This is a genomic window from Microbacterium phyllosphaerae (assembly GCF_050628115.1).
GTDB lineage: Bacteria > Actinomycetota > Actinomycetes > Actinomycetales > Microbacteriaceae > Microbacterium > Microbacterium phyllosphaerae_A.
On record NZ_CP192502.1, the window covers coordinates 718,614 to 736,193 of the forward strand.

General features: G+C 69.5%; 20 protein-coding genes. 6 read left to right on the forward strand and 14 right to left on the reverse strand.

Features of this window, described 5'->3' with window-relative positions:
* The 4 genes from ACQ4LY_RS03180 to ACQ4LY_RS03195 form a co-directional block, all read right to left on the reverse strand.
* Positions 1–1,089 carry an ABC transporter permease gene (locus tag ACQ4LY_RS03180; RefSeq protein ID WP_431074537.1) on the reverse strand — a complete coding sequence of 363 codons (1,089 nt, stop codon included), beginning with the start codon at positions 1,087–1,089 and terminating at the stop codon, positions 1–3.
* Positions 1,086–1,892, reverse strand: a complete 807-nt coding sequence (locus tag ACQ4LY_RS03185; protein WP_431074538.1) for an ABC transporter ATP-binding protein — start codon at positions 1,890–1,892, stop codon at positions 1,086–1,088. Before ACQ4LY_RS03185 ends, ACQ4LY_RS03180 begins: the two co-directional genes overlap by 4 nt.
* Positions 1,889–2,713: an ABC transporter ATP-binding protein gene (locus ACQ4LY_RS03190; protein ID WP_056510494.1), complete on the reverse strand. Its 825-nt coding sequence runs from the start codon at positions 2,711–2,713 to the stop codon at positions 1,889–1,891. The genes ACQ4LY_RS03185 and ACQ4LY_RS03190 overlap by 4 nt, the downstream gene beginning before the upstream one ends.
* A gap of 127 nt (positions 2,714–2,840) precedes the next feature.
* Positions 2,841–4,505 carry an ABC transporter substrate-binding protein gene (locus ACQ4LY_RS03195; RefSeq protein WP_431074539.1) on the reverse strand — a complete coding sequence of 555 codons (1,665 nt, stop codon included), beginning with the start codon at positions 4,503–4,505 and terminating at the stop codon, positions 2,841–2,843.
* A 167-nt stretch (positions 4,506–4,672) separates the two neighbouring features.
* Between ACQ4LY_RS03195 and ACQ4LY_RS03200 the strand changes: the two genes are divergently transcribed.
* Positions 4,673–5,320: a TetR/AcrR family transcriptional regulator gene (locus ACQ4LY_RS03200; RefSeq protein WP_431074540.1), complete on the forward strand. Its 648-nt coding sequence runs from the start codon at positions 4,673–4,675 to the stop codon at positions 5,318–5,320.
* A 10-nt stretch (positions 5,321–5,330) separates the two neighbouring features.
* Complete coding sequence (locus ACQ4LY_RS03205) at positions 5,331–6,545, forward strand: amidohydrolase (protein ID WP_431074541.1); 1,215 nt, start codon at positions 5,331–5,333, stop codon at positions 6,543–6,545.
* Positions 6,546–6,557: 12 nt separating this feature from the next.
* Here the strand turns inward: ACQ4LY_RS03205 and ACQ4LY_RS03210 are convergent, their stop codons facing one another.
* The 6 genes from ACQ4LY_RS03210 to ACQ4LY_RS03235 all read right to left on the reverse strand — a co-directional run bounded on the left by ACQ4LY_RS03210 (position 6,558) and on the right by ACQ4LY_RS03235 (position 11,506).
* A complete protein-coding gene (locus ACQ4LY_RS03210; RefSeq protein ID WP_431074542.1) occupies positions 6,558–7,145 on the reverse strand; it encodes a hypothetical protein in 588 nt (195 codons plus the stop codon).
* A 69-nt stretch (positions 7,146–7,214) separates the two neighbouring features.
* Entirely contained in the window at positions 7,215–8,300 is a 1,086-nt protein-coding gene (gene moaA, locus ACQ4LY_RS03215) for a GTP 3',8-cyclase MoaA (protein WP_431074543.1), read from the reverse strand.
* 169 nt (positions 8,301–8,469) lie between these two features.
* Positions 8,470–9,543: a sulfate/molybdate ABC transporter ATP-binding protein gene (locus tag ACQ4LY_RS03220; protein ID WP_431074544.1), complete on the reverse strand. Its 1,074-nt coding sequence runs from the start codon at positions 9,541–9,543 to the stop codon at positions 8,470–8,472.
* Positions 9,540–10,328: a molybdate ABC transporter permease subunit gene (modB, locus tag ACQ4LY_RS03225; protein WP_431074545.1), complete on the reverse strand. Its 789-nt coding sequence runs from the start codon at positions 10,326–10,328 to the stop codon at positions 9,540–9,542. The genes ACQ4LY_RS03220 and modB overlap by 4 nt, the downstream gene beginning before the upstream one ends.
* Positions 10,325–11,110, reverse strand: coding sequence for a molybdate ABC transporter substrate-binding protein (gene modA / locus ACQ4LY_RS03230; RefSeq protein ID WP_431074546.1), 786 nt, complete (start codon positions 11,108–11,110; stop codon positions 10,325–10,327). Before modA ends, modB begins: the two co-directional genes overlap by 4 nt.
* 3 nt (positions 11,111–11,113) lie before the next feature.
* The gene (locus ACQ4LY_RS03235; RefSeq protein ID WP_431074547.1) at positions 11,114–11,506 is read right to left on the reverse strand and encodes a TOBE domain-containing protein; all 393 of its coding nucleotides are present in this window, start codon (positions 11,504–11,506) and stop codon (positions 11,114–11,116) included.
* 150 nt (positions 11,507–11,656) lie between these two features.
* Between ACQ4LY_RS03235 and ACQ4LY_RS03240 the strand changes: the two genes are divergently transcribed.
* From ACQ4LY_RS03240 to ACQ4LY_RS03255, 4 genes are read left to right on the forward strand one after another with little or no spacing between them, the layout of a single operon-like run.
* A complete protein-coding gene (locus ACQ4LY_RS03240) occupies positions 11,657–12,427 on the forward strand; it encodes a HesA/MoeB/ThiF family protein (protein ID WP_431074548.1) in 771 nt (256 codons plus the stop codon).
* On the forward strand, positions 12,424–13,671 hold the full coding sequence (locus ACQ4LY_RS03245) for a molybdopterin molybdotransferase MoeA (protein WP_431074549.1): 1,248 nt from the start codon (positions 12,424–12,426) through the stop codon (positions 13,669–13,671). The genes ACQ4LY_RS03240 and ACQ4LY_RS03245 overlap by 4 nt, the downstream gene beginning before the upstream one ends.
* Positions 13,668–14,147 (forward strand): cyclic pyranopterin monophosphate synthase MoaC, encoded by a 480-nt coding sequence (gene moaC, locus ACQ4LY_RS03250; protein WP_056310251.1) that lies wholly within the window; start codon positions 13,668–13,670, stop codon positions 14,145–14,147. The genes ACQ4LY_RS03245 and moaC overlap by 4 nt, the downstream gene beginning before the upstream one ends.
* Positions 14,144–14,398 carry a MoaD/ThiS family protein gene (locus tag ACQ4LY_RS03255; protein ID WP_431074550.1) on the forward strand — a complete coding sequence of 85 codons (255 nt, stop codon included), beginning with the start codon at positions 14,144–14,146 and terminating at the stop codon, positions 14,396–14,398. Before moaC ends, ACQ4LY_RS03255 begins: the two co-directional genes overlap by 4 nt.
* 170 nt (positions 14,399–14,568) lie before the next feature.
* On the opposite strand, the gene ACQ4LY_RS03260 is transcribed toward ACQ4LY_RS03255, so the two are convergent.
* The 4 genes from ACQ4LY_RS03260 to ACQ4LY_RS03275 form a co-directional block, all read right to left on the reverse strand.
* Complete coding sequence (locus ACQ4LY_RS03260; RefSeq protein WP_431074551.1) at positions 14,569–15,009, reverse strand: molybdenum cofactor biosynthesis protein MoaE; 441 nt, start codon at positions 15,007–15,009, stop codon at positions 14,569–14,571.
* Positions 15,006–15,494, reverse strand: coding sequence for a MogA/MoaB family molybdenum cofactor biosynthesis protein (locus ACQ4LY_RS03265; RefSeq protein WP_311244054.1), 489 nt, complete (start codon positions 15,492–15,494; stop codon positions 15,006–15,008). Before ACQ4LY_RS03265 ends, ACQ4LY_RS03260 begins: the two co-directional genes overlap by 4 nt.
* A 40-nt stretch (positions 15,495–15,534) precedes the next feature.
* Entirely contained in the window at positions 15,535–17,199 is a 1,665-nt protein-coding gene (locus tag ACQ4LY_RS03270) for a molybdopterin-dependent oxidoreductase (RefSeq protein ID WP_431074552.1), read from the reverse strand.
* 90 nt (positions 17,200–17,289) lie between these two features.
* Positions 17,290–17,559 (reverse strand): hypothetical protein, encoded by a 270-nt coding sequence (locus ACQ4LY_RS03275; protein ID WP_431074553.1) that lies wholly within the window; start codon positions 17,557–17,559, stop codon positions 17,290–17,292.
* Between the last annotated feature and the right edge of the window lie 21 nt (positions 17,560–17,580).

Consider the following 17,580-nt stretch of genomic DNA (forward strand, 5'->3'; position numbering starts at 1 on the left):
TCAGGCCTCCGTCTGGCGCGTGCGCGGGTCGAGGTACGCGTAGACGATGTCCGCCAGGATGTTGGCGACCAGCACCGACAGCGTGATCACCAGGAACACCCCCTGCATCAGGGCGAAGTCCTTCGCGTTGGTGGCGTCGAGCAGCAGTTTGCCGACGCCCGGGTAGCTGAAGACCATCTCCATGACGATCGTGCCGCCGACGATGAAGCCGATCGACAGCGCGAAGCTCTGGATCTGCGGCAGTACAGCATTGCGGGCGGCATACGCCCACAGCACCCGTCTGTTCGGCATGCCCTTGGCCTGCGCGACGGTGATGTAGTCCTCGTCGAGCACCGTGAGCATCATGTTGCGCATGCCCAGCATCCAGCCGCCGAGCGACGCGATGATGATCGTGACCGCCGGCAGGGTGCCGTGCACGATCACCTGACCGATGAAGTCGAAGCTCCACTCGGGCGATTGACCCTTGTCGTAGGCGTGCGACGACGGGAACCACTTGAGGGTCGACGAGAAGATCGCGATCGCGATGAGCCCGAGCCAGAAGTACGGGATGGTGTTGAAGAACGTCGTGATCGGGATGAGCGCGTCGAGCCTGCTGCCGCGCTTCCAGCCGACGATCGCGCCGCCGACCGTGCCGAGCGCGAACGAGATGATCGTCGCGAGGCCGACGAGGCCGAGCGTCCACGGGAGGGCGGATGCCAGCACCTCCGACACCGGTCGCAGGCCGTGCAGCGTCGAGATGCCGAGGTCGCCGCGGAACAGCATCGCCCAGTAGTCGACGTACTGCTGCCACATCGACTTGTCGGTGTCGATGCCGAGCAGGATCCGCAGCGAGTCGGCCGCCTCGGGGCTGATGTTGCGGTTGCGGGCGAGGTACGAGCTGACCGCGTCGCCCTTCATGAACCGGGGCAGGAAGAAGTTGATCGTGATGGCGGCCCACAGGGTGAACAGGTAGAAGCCCGCCCGCCCGGCGAAGAACCGCCACGGCACGAGCGTGCGGCCCTTCTGCGCAGTGGTCGCGGTGGTGCCGACCTCGAGCGCGTCGCGGCTCTCCTGATCGATCTGACCCAGATCGGGGGATGCGGTGGTCACTGTGCACCTCCGTGCGAGCCGGCCGTCGCGAAGTGCTTGTCGGGGTCGGGAGAGGCCGCCCGCAGTTCGCGCGTGTAGGGGTCCTGAGGGTTGAGGATGACGTCGTCGGCATCGCCGTACTCGACGACCCGACCCTGGTTGAGCACCATGATCTTGTCGCTGAAGTGGCGGGCGGTGGCGAGGTCGTGGGTGATGTACAGAACGCCGAGACCCTCTTCGCGCTGCAGGTCGGCGAGCAGGTTCAGCACCCCGAGGCGGATCGACACGTCGAGCATCGACACCGGCTCATCGGCCACGAGAAGGGAGGGCCGCGAGGCGAGCGCGCGGGCGATCGCCACGCGCTGACGCTGGCCACCGGAGAGCTCATGCGGGCGGCGGTCGATCACGGCATCCGCGTCGAGCCGCACGCGCTCGAGCAGTCGGCGCACCTCGGCCTCGGTCTCTTTCTTCGGCACGACCTCGTCGAGGCGGATCGGGCGTTCGATGTGGTACCTGATCGAGTGGTAGGGGTTGAGCGACGCGAACGGATCCTGGAACACCATGCGCAACTGCTGGCGGTATCGACGAAGCCCCTTGCCGCGCCGAGGGATGGGCTTGCCGTCGAGGCGCACCTCTCCGGTCGTCGGCGTCTCGAGCTGAGTGAGGATCTTCGCGATCGTGGACTTGCCGCTGCCCGACTGGCCGACCAGTCCGATGGTCTGCCCGGAGGTCAGGGTGAAGCTGACGTCGTCGAGCGCTTTGAGCTGACCGGCTCCGCGGACGTTGTAGGTCTTGGTGACGTGCGAGAACTCGAGAGTGGTCATCGGGTCAGCACTCCTCGCGCACCGGTGAGACGGGGGAACGACGACAGCAGCGTCTTCGTGTAGTCGTTCTGCGGATTCGTCCAGATCTGCTCGGCGGGCGCGAGCTCGACGATCTCTCCCTCGCGCATGATCGCGATGCGGTCGCTGATCTCGAGCAGCAGGGGGAGGTCGTGCGTGATGAAGATCACCGAGAAGCCGAACTCGTGTCGCAGCTGTGAGATCTGCTTGAGGATCTCTCGCTGCACCAGCACGTCGAGCGCGGTGGTCGGCTCGTCCATGACCATCAGCTGCGGCCGGAGGGCGAGGGCCATGGCGATCATGACGCGCTGGCGCATGCCTCCGGAGAGCTCGTGCGGGAACGAGCGGGTGCGCTGACGCCCCACCTTGACGATCTCGAGCAGCTCCTCGGCCTCTGCACGGCGCTGCCGACGCGTCATGTCGGGGCGGTGGATCTCGAAGACGTCCTCGAGCTGCGACCCGATCGTGGCGACGGGGTTGAGCGCGTTCATCGCCCCCTGGAACACCATCGACACCTTGTCCCAGCGGAACTTCTGCATCGCGTCGACGTCGAGGGCGTTGATGTCGACGTCCACGCCGGATGCATCGTGGAACGTCACGCTGCCGCCGGCGATCACCGCGGGGGCACGCAGCAGGCGCTGCACCCCGTAGGCGAGCGTGGTCTTGCCGCATCCGCTCTCTCCCGCGAGGCCGAGGATCTCGCCTCGCTGCAGTTCGAGCGTCACGTTCTTCACCGCCTCGACGGGCGGATCGACGTCGTACACGACCGAGAAGTCGCGCACGCTGAGGAGGGGTTCTGACATGAGGGGTCCTTCGTCGGTCGGGAGGCGCGCGTTTCGTCTCGCTCCGCTCGCTCAACGACCGGGAGATGCCGGTCGTTGAGCGAGGAGCGGAGCGGAGCGACGAGACGAAACGCGCCGCCGGAACTGATTACTCGGCCGGCTTCAGCTTCGTGAGGATCATCACGATGTTCTGCTGCGTCGGGTCACCCGAGGCGTAGGGGTCGTCCTCGGACGGCCACCCCACGTAGTTGCGGGTGTTGTACTCGCCGAGCAGCGGGTGCGCTCCGAGCGGGATCGCCGGGACCTGGTCGACGAAGATCTGCTCGAGAGTGGTGATCGCCGCGGTGCGCTCCTCGTCGGACGACGCGTTCGCGTAGGTGTTCAGCGCCTCGGTGGCGGCCGGGTCTTCGAAGCGTCCGAAGTTGAATCCTGCGATGCCCTCGGGCGAGATCCAGCGCGGGTCCATCGTCGAGGTGTAGAGGCCGTAGGCCGTGCCGCTGTCCTCGAGCCAGTGGATGATGGCCGAGAACGTGCCCTCGTCGCGGGGTCCGGCCCAGCCGCCCCAGTCGGGCATGTCGATCTTGACCTCGGCGCCGATCGCCTCGGTGATGTCCTCGGCGATGAGCTCCTGCGCCGTGTTCCAGTCGCTCCATCCGGAGGGGACGGAGAGGGTGAACGAGACGGGCGTGCCTTCGGGGTCGACGAGCGCGTCGTCCTTCCAGGTGTAGCCGGCCTCTTCGAGGATCCCGCGCGCCTTCTCGGCGTCGACCGAGTAGTCCTGGCCCTCGAACTCGGGCTGGATCTCGTCTTCGAGGATCGAGGACAGACCGGTGACGGACCACACCGGCTCGCTGGCACCCTCACGGGCGATGTCGACGTAGGCGTCGCGGTCGATCACCCAGGCGAGCGCCTTGCGGAACGCCACGTCGTCGAACGGCTTCTGCTGCAGGTTCATGAACAGGGTCGCTGACCCGGTGGTCGGAGCCACGAAGAACTTGTTGTGCTCGGGGTCGGCGTCGAGGAACTGCTCCTGGATCTGCGGGATGAACGCCTGCGCCCAGTCGGCTTCGCCCTGCGCGAGCGCGGTGGTGAGAGCCGTGTTGTCGCCGTACGAGACGTAGTGCAGCTCGGGAACGGCGAGGTCGCCGCCCCAGTAGTCGTCGCGGGCCTCGAGCGTGACCGACTCGGTCGACCAGTTCGACAGCGCGTACGGGCCGGTGCCGACCAGGTCGTCGCCCTTGACCGGGTCGGTCGCGGGCTCGTCGAACTTCTCCCAGATGTGCTTCGGCACGATGGGCACGTGCAGCACGCGAGCCTGGTTGACGTACTTCGACTCGCCGAAGGTGAGCGTGACGGCGTCGCCCTCGACGGTCGCGCCCTCGAACTTGAGGCCGGCGGTGTCGAGCTCCGGCGTCGAGACGAGCTCGTAGGTGAAGACGATGTCGTCGGCGGTGAACGGCTCGCCGTCGCTCCAGGTGACGTCCTTGCGGGGCACGACCGTGACCGCGGTGAAGTCGTCGTTCCACTCGATGCTCTCGGCGAGCCAGGGCGTGACCTCGCGGTCGCCGGTCTGGTTCACGAGGCCCAGCGTCTCGAAGATGACCTTGCCGTAGCCGTACTTCGAGGCCGACGAGTCGCCGACGTACGGGTTGTTCGACTCGGTGGTGATCGCGCCGTCGGGCTTCGCGATCGTCAGGGCGGCACCGTCTCCGGAGCCGCTGTCGTTCGATCCGCCGGCGGCGCAGCCGGCGAGGGCCGAGATGCTGAGGGCGGAGATCGCTGCGACAGCGATCAGGGACTTTCTGAGCTTCATTGCTTCTCCTTGGGCACGGGTCGTTGTGCTGTGGTGCTGTCGGTGCTCGGGCATCCGACCTGTCTTTGCTTACTGGCGAGAAAGTAAGCTGGTGCGAGGTTACTCGTTGGTAAGTAGAGTTGGCAAGTACGATCCAGTGCAGGATTCGGTGCAGAAGAGGATGGACCATGTCGAAGGATGCTGTCGCCCACACGTCCGTCCGGCCTGCCACGCGTGAGAAGCGGGAGCAGATCCTCAAGGCCGCCGTCGAGATCTTCGGCAACAAGGGCTCGACCAACGGCACCCTCGCCGATGTCGCCGAGCAGGTCGGCATCACCCACGCGGGCGTGCTGCACCACTTCGGCTCGAAGCAGAAGCTGCTGCTCGAGGTGCTCGCCTACCGCGATCAGGCCGACGTGGCCGAGCTCGCCGAGAAGCACATCCCCGGTGGCCCCGAGCTCTTCCTGCACCTGGTGCGCACGGCGATCGCCAACGAACGGCGCCCCGGCATCGTGCAGGCGTACACGGTCCTGTCCTCCGAATCCGTGACCGACAACCACCCCGGTCGCGAGTACTTCGAAGAGCGCTACACGACGCTGCGCCGCGAGGTGACCGAGGCGTTCCACCTGCTGTGCGCGCAGGAGGGTGTGGCCGAGCCCGAGACGGTCGCTACCGCTGCCGCCGGCATCCTCGCCGTGATGGACGGCCTGCAGCTGCAATGGCTGCTGCACCGCGACGTCTTCGACCTGGGCGAGGCGAGCGAGTTCGCGATCCGCGCCATCGTGAACGGCGTGCTGCACCCCGGACCCACGCTGGAGTCGTACCGCCACGACTAGGCTCGGGGCCATGACGATCGACCTCGAAGCGCTCTACATCGACCTGCACCAGCACCCTGAGCTCTCGTTCCAGGAGACGCGCACCGCCGGCATCGCCGCCGGCCACCTGCGGGATCTCGGGCTCGAGGTGCACGAGGGCATCGGCGTCACGGGAGTCGTCGGCATTCTGCGCAACGGCGACGGCCCGGTCGTGTGGGTGCGTGCCGACATGGACGCGCTGCCCGTCGGCGAGGAGACCGGACTCGCCTACGCGAGCACGGCGACCGGCATCGACCCCGCAGGCAACACGGTGCCCGTCATGCACGCCTGCGGACACGACATGCACGTCACCGCGATGATCGGCGCGGTCGAGAAGCTCGTCGCCGAGAAGGCTGACTGGTCGGGCACCGTGGTCGTGCTCATCCAGCCCGCCGAGGAGTACGGCGCCGGATCCCGTGCGATGCTCGACGACGGACTTCGCGACCTCGTGCCGCACCCCGACATCGTGCTCGGACAGCACGTCACCCCTCTTCCCGCCGGCACGATCGGAGTGCGCCCCGGCACGCAGATGGCGGCATCCGACGGCCTGACCGTCACCCTGCACGGACGCGGCGGCCACGGCTCACGTCCGCACTCGACGATCGACCCCGTGGTCATGGCCGCGGCGACCGTCATGCGCCTGCAGACCATCGCCTCCCGCGAGGTCGACCCGCGCGACGTCGCCGTCGTGACGGTGGGGTCGATCCACGCGGGCCTCAAGAACAACATCATCCCCGCCGAGGCGAAGCTCGAACTCAGCCTGCGCTACCCGAACGACGAGATGCGCGACAAGGTGCTCGCGAGCGTCGAGCGCATCGTGCGGGCCGAGGCTGCGGCATCCGGCGCCGAGCGCGAGCCCGAGATACGCACCGACCACACCCTGCCGCCCACGATCAACGATGCGGATGCCACGGCACGCGTCACGTCGGCGCTGCAGCGCGCATTGGGCGAGGCGTCGGTGATCGACCCCGGCATGTTCACCGGCAGTGAAGACGTCTCGTGGTTCGCGCGCGACACCGGAGTGCCGCTCGTCTTCTGGTTCTGGGGCGGGGTCGATGCGGCGACCTTCGCGGCATCAGCCGCCGCGGGGACGCTCGACAAGGACATCCCCACGAACCACTCGCCGTTCTTCGCACCGGTGATCCACCCGACCATCGAGGTCGGCGTCACCGCACTGTCGTCGGCCGCGCGCGAGTTCCTCGGCTGACCTCACGACGCATCAGCTGGGCGGCCCCGGAACGCACCCCTGCGGTTCGGAGTTGCCGCTGACGGTGAAGTCTCCGCAGGTCAGGAAGTGCTCCTGGTTCGCACCGAGTGCGAACGAGGCCACACCGACCACGACGACAGCGATCACGACGAGGAATCGCCGACCCCTGCTGATGTCCTCGCCGAACTCGGGCCACATGACTCGGGCGAGCACCCAGATCGTGGCGGGCACGCTCAGCAGCGCCACGAAGATCGCCAGAAGATCGATCACGATCGACAGCACGTCGTCGGAATCGAGGGGCACGAACGACAGCACCAACCACAGCGACGGCACCAGCAGGGCGAGCGCCTTGAGCACCCGCGGCCGCCCCCGGGGTTGGAACAGCACGACGATCAGCGCGCCGACCGACGCCGCCCACACGGTGAGCAGCTGATCGAAGAAGAAGGTCCCCCATGCGCCCAGCGTGAAGGCCGGCCACCAGACCGCGATGCTCATGGCGATGATGACGACACCCGTCGCGCGGGCGGATGCGTGCGACCTCACGCCGGCCGGCACCGGATCGGGGCGGCCATCGTGGGACTCGGGTGACGGGCTGCTCACGCGCTCACGGTAACAGCCACTCCGACGTCACGACAGCGTTCCAGCGAGAATGACGGGCGTTGACCGCGCTCAGCCGCCGATGGCGTTCATGCCACGGGCGGGCTGCAGGAACGACGGGTCGTTGATCGCGTGCCCTGGCAGCTTGCCGTGCACGCAGGAGCGCAGCATGGCGCCGATCCCCTCGGCGCGCTGGCCCGCATCGGGCGCCTCATCGCCGCGCAGCACACCGATCAGGTCGTACTCTGCGTTCGAGAAGAGGCAGTTGCGCAGCTGCCCGTCGGCGGTCAGGCGCAGTCGGTCGCACGCGCCGCAGAAAGGGGCGGTGACCGAGGCGATGACTCCGACCTCGTGCGGCCCGCCGTCGATGCGCCACTTCTCGGCCGGTGCACCGCCGCGACCGGGAACCGGCTCGAGGCTCCACCGCGCGCTGAGCTTCTCGAGGATCTCCTCGCGCGTGACCATCGAGGCGCGATCCCACGTGTGCCCGGCGTCGAGCGGCATCTGCTCGATGAACCGCAGCTGCGCGCCGACCTCCATCGCGAAGGCGACCAAATCGGGCAGCTCGTCGTCGTTCACACCGCGCATGGCGACCGTGTTGAGCTTGAGCGGGCGGAGCTCGGACGCCGCCGCAGCCGCGATGCCCTCGAACACATCGTCGATGCGATCCCGCCGCGTGAGGTCGGCGAAGCGCTGTCGATCGACCGTGTCGATGCTGATGTTCAGCCGCGTGAGGCCGGCGTCGATCAGGTCGGGCAGGTGCTTCGCGAGAGTGATGCCGTTCGTCGTCATCGCGACCTCGACCGGGCCCTCGTCACCCTCGATCGCCGAGACACGTCGCACCACGTCGACGATGTCGGCGCGCAGCAGCGGTTCACCACCAGTGAGCCGGAAGGTGCGGATGCCGAGCGACGCGGCGACCTGGGCGACCTCGACGATCTCGTCGGTCGAGAGGATGCTGGTGCGCGCGAGCCATTCGTTGCCCTGCTCGGGCATGCAGTAGGTGCAGCGCAGCGAGCAGCGGTCGGTCAGCGAGATGCGCAGGTCGCGGTGCACGCGACCGTGGGTGTCGACGAGTCCGTGCGACGCGGGCGCGGCGGCATCGAGGACCGCGGCGCTCGGCGCTCGCATCCCGATCACGACCGGCACAGCCGTCATCGCTCCATCCCTCTCCCCGACATGTTCCGAGACTACCCGCGCCTCCGGCGCCAAGGCCCATGCGGGCACCACGACCGGCATATTGCCAGGTCGCAGACCTTCAGTGCGGGTGCTCAACGGTTTCGACTCGTCCCAGAGTTCGATGCTTGATCACGAAGCTGGGCGCAGCTCAGGGCACCGCGACGAACCGCACCAGTGCCGGGACCACCCGCAGCCGAATCCGATCGCCGACCGCGACCCCTCCGGCAGCATCCAGCGACAGGTCGACCGCCCCGGCATCGGTGTGCACGCGCACCCCGTCGAGCGTGGGCTCGATGCGAGTCACGACACCGGCCCACGAGTCGGGCGCGCCGGGCGCGCCGGGCGCCGCGACCCGCACGTCGCGCGGACGGAAGACCGCGGCGAGCGCAACGCCGTCCGTCGCTGCGAGAGCACGCGAGGCCGGATCGTCACTGGTCAGCAGCACCTCCCCGCTGCGCCACGACCCCCCATTCGCGACGCCCACCAGGCGATTCACCCCGGCGATCGATGCGACGAAACCGGATGCCGGAGCGGCGAGCACCTCGCGCACCGGCCCCTCCTGCGTCACACGACCACCCTCGACGACGATCAGCCGATCGGCGAGCGCGACGGCATCCGCCGCATCGTGCGTGACCGCGACAGTCGTGGTCGAGGCGAGCTGGTCGCGCAGCATCCGCCGGATGTCGCCGGCCGTCTCGGGGTCGAGGGCGACGAGCGGCTCGTCGAGCAGCACGACGCGAGGAGATGTCGCGAGCGCACGAGCGACCGCGACGCGCTGCTGCTCACCTCCGGACAGCTCGTGCGGCATCCGCTCTCCGGAGCCGGGGAGCCCGACCCGCGCGAGCCAGTCGTCGGCATGTGCTCGCGCAGCACGAGTCTCGACGCCAGCCGCACGCGGCCCGAACGCCACGTTCTCGCGCGCCGACAGATGCGGGAACAGCCGGGGCTTCTGCCCGAGCAGCACGACCCCGCGGCGCATCGGCTCGGTCCGCACCCTGGGTTTCGCGACCCGGTCGACGACCCTGCCCTCGACGGCGATCTCACCCCCACCCAGCGGCTCGAGTCCGGCGAGCGCCTGCAGCAGCGTCGACTTGCCCGCACCGCTCGGCCCCATCACCGCGACCGTCTCGCCCGCCTCCACCTGCAGTGAGACGTCGACCGTGAAGTGCTCCCGCGGCACGACCACATGAGCGTGCAGGCCACCGTCACCGAGCGCGCTCATCGCGCAGCCCCCGGACGCCACCCGCGCACGAGCAGCAGCACGAGGATCGCGGTGACGAGCAGCAGCAGCGCGAGGGCGACCGCGGCCCCCTGGGTGACCCCGGCGCCGTTGAACGCGGTGTAGATCGCCAGGGGCATGGTCTGCGTGACGCCGGGGCGGTTGCCCGCGAAGAGCGCCGTGGCCCCGAACTCGCCGATCGCCCGTGCGAAGCACAGCACGACCCCGGCCACGATTCCGGGAGCCGCCAGAGGCAGGGTGATGCGGCACAGGATCGTCCAGCGGCCGGCGCCGAGCGCGGCGGCGGTGCGCTCATACTCGACCCCCGAGGTGCGCACGGCCCCCTCGACCGCGAGTACCAGGAAGGGCAATGCCACGAAGGTCTGCGCGAGCACGACGGCCGGGGTGCTGAACGAGAGTCCGAGCCCTCCGAACCACCCCGCCCGCCCGAACAGATAGAGCAGGGCGATGCCGCCGACCATGGGCGGCAGCACGAGCGGAACCGTGACCGCCGCACGCAGCACGGCAGCCAGGCGCGGTCCCGAACGAGCGATGGTCAGCGCCAGCGGAACGCCGATCACGATGCACAGCAGCGTGGCGATGAGACCGGTGCCCAGCGACAGCAGCAGCGCCGAGCGCGCGGCCTCCGACGTCACGTCGGCGATGAAGGTCGACCAGTCGACGCGGGCGACGAGAGCCGCGAGCGGGAGGATGAGGAACGCGAGACCGATCAGCGCGGGGATGGCCAGCGCACGCGGCGCGTATCCGCGCGCTCCGGCCGCACTCACGGCGCGCCGAACCCGAAGTCGGCCAGGATGCGCTGCCCCTCGTCTGACAGCACGAAGGCGACGAACGCCTCGGCGGCCGCGGAGTTCGGAGTCTCAGACAGTGCTGCGATCGGATAGTGGTTGACGACGTCGTCGGCGCCGTCGGGCACGATCACCTCGACGTCGTCGCGGCCGATCACATCGGTCGCGTAGACGAGTCCGGCATCGGCCTCGGAGGCTGCGACCTTGGTGAGCACAGCGGTCACATTCTGCTCGAGGCTGGCCGCCTCGACCGTGACGCCGGCGTTCGAGAGCAACGTGGCGGATGCGGCACCGCACGGCACCTCGGGGGCGCACAGCACGGTGGTGACGTCGGCCAGGTCGTCGAGGGTCTCGACGCCGCCCGGGTTGCCGGTCGGCACGGCGATCACGAGCGTGTTCGAGGCGAACAGGGTCGGGTCGACCGCGGCATCCTCGAGCTCGTCCATGTTGGCTTCGTCGGCCGAGGCGAACACGTCGGCCGGAGCACCCTCCAGCAGCTGGGTGACCAGCGTCGACGAGCCGTCGTACACGCCACTGAACTGCACGTCGGGGTTCGCCTCGGTGAACGCCGCGCCGATCTCGTCGAAGGCGCCCGAGAGCGAAGCCGCCGCGTAGACCGTGAGCTCACCGCTCACGACACCCTCGGATGCCTCATCCGTGGTGGTCGGCGCCGGCGACTCGGTACCGGCGGCGCACCCCGTGAGGGCGAGTGCTGCGGCGGTCAGGGCGACCGTGACGGTGCGGCGGAGGGCGCGGTTCATGTGTCAGCCCTTCGGCACTTCGACGACGACCTGCGTCGCTTTGACGGATGCGGCGGCGAGCGAGCCCACCTCGAGGTTCAGTTCACGGGCGGCTTCGGCCGACATGAGCGAGACGACGCGGTGGGGCCCCGACTGCAGGTCGACCTGCGCCATGACTCCGTCGATCTGCACGCGGGTCACGATGCCGACGAAGCGGTTGCGAGCGCTCGAGAGCGCATGATTCGACTCCTGCGCCTCCTCGGCGAGCTGCACAGCCCGCGCGGCGAGAGCATCTCCGGGGATCTCGGCCGGCACCGCGTCGGTCGTCGGCAGCAGGCCCTGATCGATCCAGCGCCGCACCGTGTCATCGCTCACCCCGAGCAGCTGTGCCGCGCGTGAGATCCGAAAGCTCTGCATGCGTGAACATTACCGCAGAAGCGGATGCTGAGGCCGAAAACGACCGCATCAGCGGAAGCGCGGCGCCCACCCCGCATCCATCCGCTCCGAGCCCCGGGCGAATCCCCCTGCACCCGCCGCAATCGCGCACCCCGGGCATAGCCTGGGGACATGCAGCCGCTCGTCGCCCCCGCGCCCGCTCTCGACCCGGCCGAACTCGTCCGCACCGCCAGGCACGCGGTGCTCGCGGGCATCGGAGAAGAGGGCCAGCGCCGCCTCGCCGCAGCCCACGTCACCGTCGTCGGGGCCGGCGGCATCGGCTCCCCCGTGCTTCTCGCACTGGCTGCGGCCGGAGTCGGCAGCATCACGGTGATCGATGACGACATCGTGGAACTGACGAATCTGCAGCGCCAGCTCGCCCACCGCGTCGAAGACATCGGCAGGCCCAAGACCACCTCGGCGGCGCGCGCGATCGCCGCACTCTCGCCAGGGGCGGAGGTCGTGACGGCCTCCGAGCGACTCGACTCCGAGAACGCCGAGCGCCTGTTCGCCGGGGCCGACATCGTGGTCGACACGAGCGACTCCTTCGCGACGCGGCGCGACGTCGCCGCCGCGACCCAAGCCCTCGGCATCCCGCTCGTGTGGGGCGCCGTGCAGGAGTGGCACGCACAGGCGACCGTGTTCTGGTCGGATCCGCCCGCGGGCCGAGCACCGGTCGTGCTGACCGATCTCTTCCCGCTCGGCACCGAGGGCGAGCCCCCGAGCTGCGCGCAGGTCGGCGTGCTCGGGGCCCTGTGCGTGCAGGTCGGCGGGATGCTGGCGGGCGAGGTCGTGAAACTCATCACCGGCGCGGGCGAGCCGCTGCTGGGCCGTCTCGCCATGATCGACGCCCTCACCTCGAGGCAGCACGAGATCGCGATCCGCTCGGCGGTGTCGGCATGAGCGCCGCGAACGGCAGCCGCCGCACGGTCGAGGAGCAGCTCGCCCTGGTTCTCGACGCCGTGCGCACCCTTCCTGCCGAGAGTCGTGCGATTCGCGACGCCGCCCACCGCACGCTTGCGGAGCCCGCGACCGCGGCCCACGACATCCCCCTCTTCGACAACTCGGCGATGGACGGCTTCGCGGTGCGAGCGGCCGACGTCGCCGCAGCATCCGCCGACAACCCGGTGGCGCTGCGCGTGGTCGCCGATCTGCCCGCCGGGGTCTCTGACGACCCGCCTCTGGATGCCGGCGAGGCTGCGCGGATCATGACGGGCTCCCCGACACCGACCGCGGCCGATGCGATCGTGCCCTTCGAGGACACCGCCGGAGGGCTCGCCGACTCGCTCGGCGAGGTGCGGGTGCTGCGGGCACCGACGACACCGGGAGCATTCGTCCGCCGCCGCGGCGCCGACCTGCATGCAGGGGATGCCGTCGTGCTCGCCGGCGAGCGCCTCGGCGCCTTCCAGCTCGCGGCCGCCGTAGCCGCCGGCGTGGAGACGGTCTCGGTGACCCGTGCGCCGCGTGTGGCCGTGGTCTCGACGGGCAGCGAGCTGCTGGAGCCGGGTGAGCCCGCCGCCCGTGGCCGCATCCCCGACTCGAACGGCCCCCTGCTCGAACTCCTCGTCGCCGATGCCGACGCCGAGGTCGTGCTCGTGGCGCGTGTCACAGACGACGCCGACGCCGTGCGCACCGTCACCGCGACCGCCGTCGAACGCGGTGCCGATGTGATCGTGTTCACGGGCGGTGTCAGCGCCGGGGCGTACGAGCCGGTGCGCGGAGCCTTCGACGGACGAGGCGCCGTCGAGTTCGCGAGCGTCGCGATGCAACCGGGCAAGCCGCAGGCGTTCGGCGCGCTCGACTCCGGCACGCTCGTGTTCGGCCTTCCGGGCAACCCGGTCAGCGTCGCGGTCTCGTTCGAGGTCTTCGTGCGGCCGGCATTGCTCGCGCTGCAGGGTCGCTCGGAGATCCATCGCGCTCGCGCATCCTTCACGGCGGATGCCGGATGGACCACCCCGCCCGGGCGGCGTCAGTACCTGCCCGCCGTCGTCGATCTCGCGAATCGCACGGTGCGCCCCGCGACGGCCGGAGGGTCCGGATCGCATCTGGCCGGCGGCCTCGCTCGGGCACGCGCGTTCGCGGTCGTGCCCGCCGAGGTCGAGGCCGTCGCCGTAGGCGACGTGATCGATGTCATGCTGGTCGAATGAGTTTCACGCACCTCGACTCGGCCGGTCATGCGCACATGGTCGATGTGACCGCCAAGCAGCCGACCGTCCGCACCGCGACCGCTCGTGGCTTCGTGCGCTGCAGCCCCGAGGTCATCGCGGCGCTGCGCGACGGCACCGCCCCCAAGGGCGACGTGCTCGCGGTCGCCCGCATCGCCGGCATCCAGGCCGCCAAGTCGACTCCCGCCCTGCTGCCGCTCGCCCACGTGATCGGCGTGCACCGCGCGAACGTCGAGCTCGACATCGTCGACGACGGCGTGCACGTCGAGGCGACCGTCGGCACCGCCGACCGCACCGGCGTCGAGATGGAAGCACTGACGGCCGTCTCTGTGAGCGCTCTGGCGATCGTCGACATGATCAAGGGACTCGACCGCTCGGTCGTCATCGAGGACGTGCGCATCGTCGCGAAGTCAGGCGGACGCTCGGGCGACTGGGTGCGCGAGGGCGAGACCCGATGACCGCGCCGCTGACCACGACCATCCGCGTGCGCTACTTCGCGGCCGCCGCAGAGGCTGCGGGCACCGACTCCGAGGAGCGCGGCGAGCGCTCGCTCGCCCAGCTCCGCGCCGGCGTGATCGCCGACCACCCGGCCCTCGCCGACATCCTGCCGCGCTGCGCGGTCATGGTCGACGGCGTGCGCAGCGACGACGACCGATCACTCGACGACGCTCAGCTGATCGACGTGCTCCCGCCGTTCGCCGGGGGCTAGGCCTCCGCTCGACTCACGCCCACTCGCGTACGCCCCGCAAGTCAATATGCGCTTCGCAAGTCCACGGACGCCAGAAACGGACTTCGGAAGCGCACACGGACTTCTGAGGCGCGCGGGCCCCACACGCGACAGGCGACTCGCGACTCCCGACGCGAGACACGCGACTCGGCTCAGCCGCCGATGCCCTTCCACGACGTCGATCCGTCGGACTCGACCTGACGCTTCCACACGGGGAGCGACGTCTTGATGTCCTCGATGATCGCGCGGCACACCTCGAACGCCTCGGCACGATGCTCGGCGGCGACCGCGATCACGACCGCCGCATCACCCACGTCGAGCTGCCCGATGCGATGACTCACGGCCACCGCGACGCGGGAGTCGCCGACGGCATCCGCTGCCGCCTCCTCCGCGATGCGCCGCAGTGTGACCTCTGCGTCGGGATGCGAGCTGTACTCGAGCCCGACGACAGGCGTCGCGGCATCAGGGTCGTTGTCGCGCACCCGGCCGATGAAGGTCGTCACGCCGCCCAGCGCAGGGTCCTCGACGGCGGCGAGATGAGCGTCGAGGTCGAGACGCCGATCGGAGATCGCGGCGATCCGCACCTCGTTCATGCGTGGTCACCGCCCTCGACCTGGTCGACCACGTGTCTCGCGACGGTCAGCACCACCGGGACTCCGGATGCCACGGCACGCGTGGATCCCGGGAGGTTGACGACGAGCGATCCGGCCGGGTCGACGACACCGGCGAGTCCGCGCGAGAGCACCGACAGCGGGGTGTCGGAGAGACCGCTGCGACGCAGCTCCTCGGCGATGCCCGGCACCTCGCGGGTGATCACCTGACGGGTGCCCTCGGGGGTCTCATCGCGTGGGCTGACTCCTGTGCCGCCTGTGGTCACGATCAGCCGCACACCACGCGCGACCGCTCGGCGCAGCGCATCGGCCACGGAGGCAGCCCCGTCAGGGATGACCTCGGCGTCGGGGCAGTGCCACCCGGCATCCCGCAGCAGACCGACCGCGATCGGACCGCCTCTGTCTTCGCGTTCCCCGGCGAACGAGCGGTCCGAGACGGTGATCACGCAAGCGGGGAGCGACGTCATGGCTCCACCCTAGGTGCTGTCCCGCCGAGGCGCACGGGCATCACGAGACGCGGATGAGCGACCGCTGCCAGCCCGACGATCCGTTCGGCGCGATCGGTGCGCGCTCCTCGATCTGCATGTCGCCGTTCTTGTTGATCGCGCGCACGGCCACGTAGTGCGTGCCCGGTGTGGCATCCCATTCCATGAACCACTGCACCCAGGTGTTCTCGTTGATCGGGGCCGAGAGCGTCGCCGGCATCCAGTCGCCCTCGTCGATGCGCACCTCGACGCGCTCGATTCCCACCGTCTGCGCCCACGCGACACCGGCGATCGGGATGCGACCGGCATCGACGGCCTGGCCGACCTTGGGGGTGTCGACGCGCGAGGCGAACTTGATCGGAGCCTCTGCGCTGTATCCGCGCGGCGTCCAGTAGGCCTCGTCCTTGTCGAACGTGGTGACCTTGAGCTCGGTGAGCCACTTGGTCGCCGAGACGTAGCCGTACAGCCCCGGCACCACCATGCGCACGGGGAAGCCGTGCTCGAGGGGCAGCGGCTCGCCGTTCATTCCCACGGCGAGGATCGCGTCGAGGTTGTCGTCGGTCAGTGCCGACAGCGGCGTGCTGGCGGTGTAGCCGTCGACGCTCTTCGACAGCACCATGTCGGCACCGGACTTCACCCCCGCCTTCTTCAGCACGTCGCGCAGCGGAACACCCAGCCACACGGCGTTGCCGACGAGGCCCCCGCCGACCTCGTTCGAGACGCACGTGAGCGTGACCGCATACTCGTCGACGCCCATGTCGAGGATGTCCTGGAAGCTCATCTCGACGCGTTGATCGACCATGCCGTCGATCACGAGGCGCCAGGTCTCGGGGTCGATCGTCGGCACGGTCAGTGCGGTGTCGACGCGGTAGAAGTCCTCGTTCGGCGTGATCAGCTTGGTGAGTCCCGGGATGTCGAGCTCGGCACCCGTCGGGACGGTGACAGTCGACTTCGGCGACGGCAGCTTGAGGGCGTCGCGGATCGACGCGACGGATGCGACCGTCATGCTCACGGTGCGCGAGGCGACGCCCACGACGACGGCTGCGACGCTGGCGATGCCGGCGAGGATGAAGAACTGCCGACGGCCCATCGCCTTCGCGGGCGTGCCGTCAGAGGCCCCGGCCTCGGCATCCGCTGCCTCGGCGGTCTCGGTGGTCTCCCCCTTGCGGTCGACCATCGCGGCGGGAACCGCGGATGCCCTCCACGCGACGAGGCGGCGGATGAGCAGCACGATGATGATGGATCCTGCGATGGTTCCGAGCACAGGAGGCAGGAAGGCGAGGGGCGTGACACCGGCCCTGGTGACGATCGCCGCGGTGGAGAGTGCGCCCGCGAGCACCAGTGCGATGACGCCGAGCGGGGGGCGCAGCAGCTGCAGGATGCCGGCGATCGCCGACGCGATCACCACCGCGAGACCGAGACCGACCAGCAGCGCGATCTTGTCGTACTCGCCGAAGGTCGCGATCGCGAACTCCTTGAACGGCTGGGGCACGATGTCGATCACGAATCCGCCGACGGCGAGGAGGGGGCTGGCCGAGCGCGCGAAGATCAGCGCGAACAGCTCGGCGGTCGCGAGGAAGACGAGTCCGCTGATGACGCCCGAGAGGGCCGCCCAGAAGAAGAACCTCTTACCTCTGCTCTTCCGTGTGCCCGTGCCGCGCTCTTCTGCGGTGCTGCGCTGTGCCATGGTCTGCTCCTTCGCACCGAGGACGGTGTGGTCTCGGGTTGTTCGGAGCAGACGCGCGAACGGATGGTCGCGGCATCAGACGTGATGCGATCAGAGGCGGCGCGCGGTGATGGTGTCGCGATCCTGCAGTTCGCGCAGCGTGCGCAGGCACCTCGAGCAGAGGATCTCGACGCGACGTGGGTGGTTCTCTCCGCACACGCAGTCGACCGACACGCGCCACTTGGCCTTGCGGCCGCAGGCGGCATAGGCCTCGTCGTCGCCGTGGTCGCACTCGCACAGCTGCCGCCCACGATCGAGTCCGGGGAGGTCGACGAGGGTGCGCTCGATGTCCGAGACCGGGGGCTGCTGCGTCTTCACCACCTGCCTATGCTCCAGGGTCAC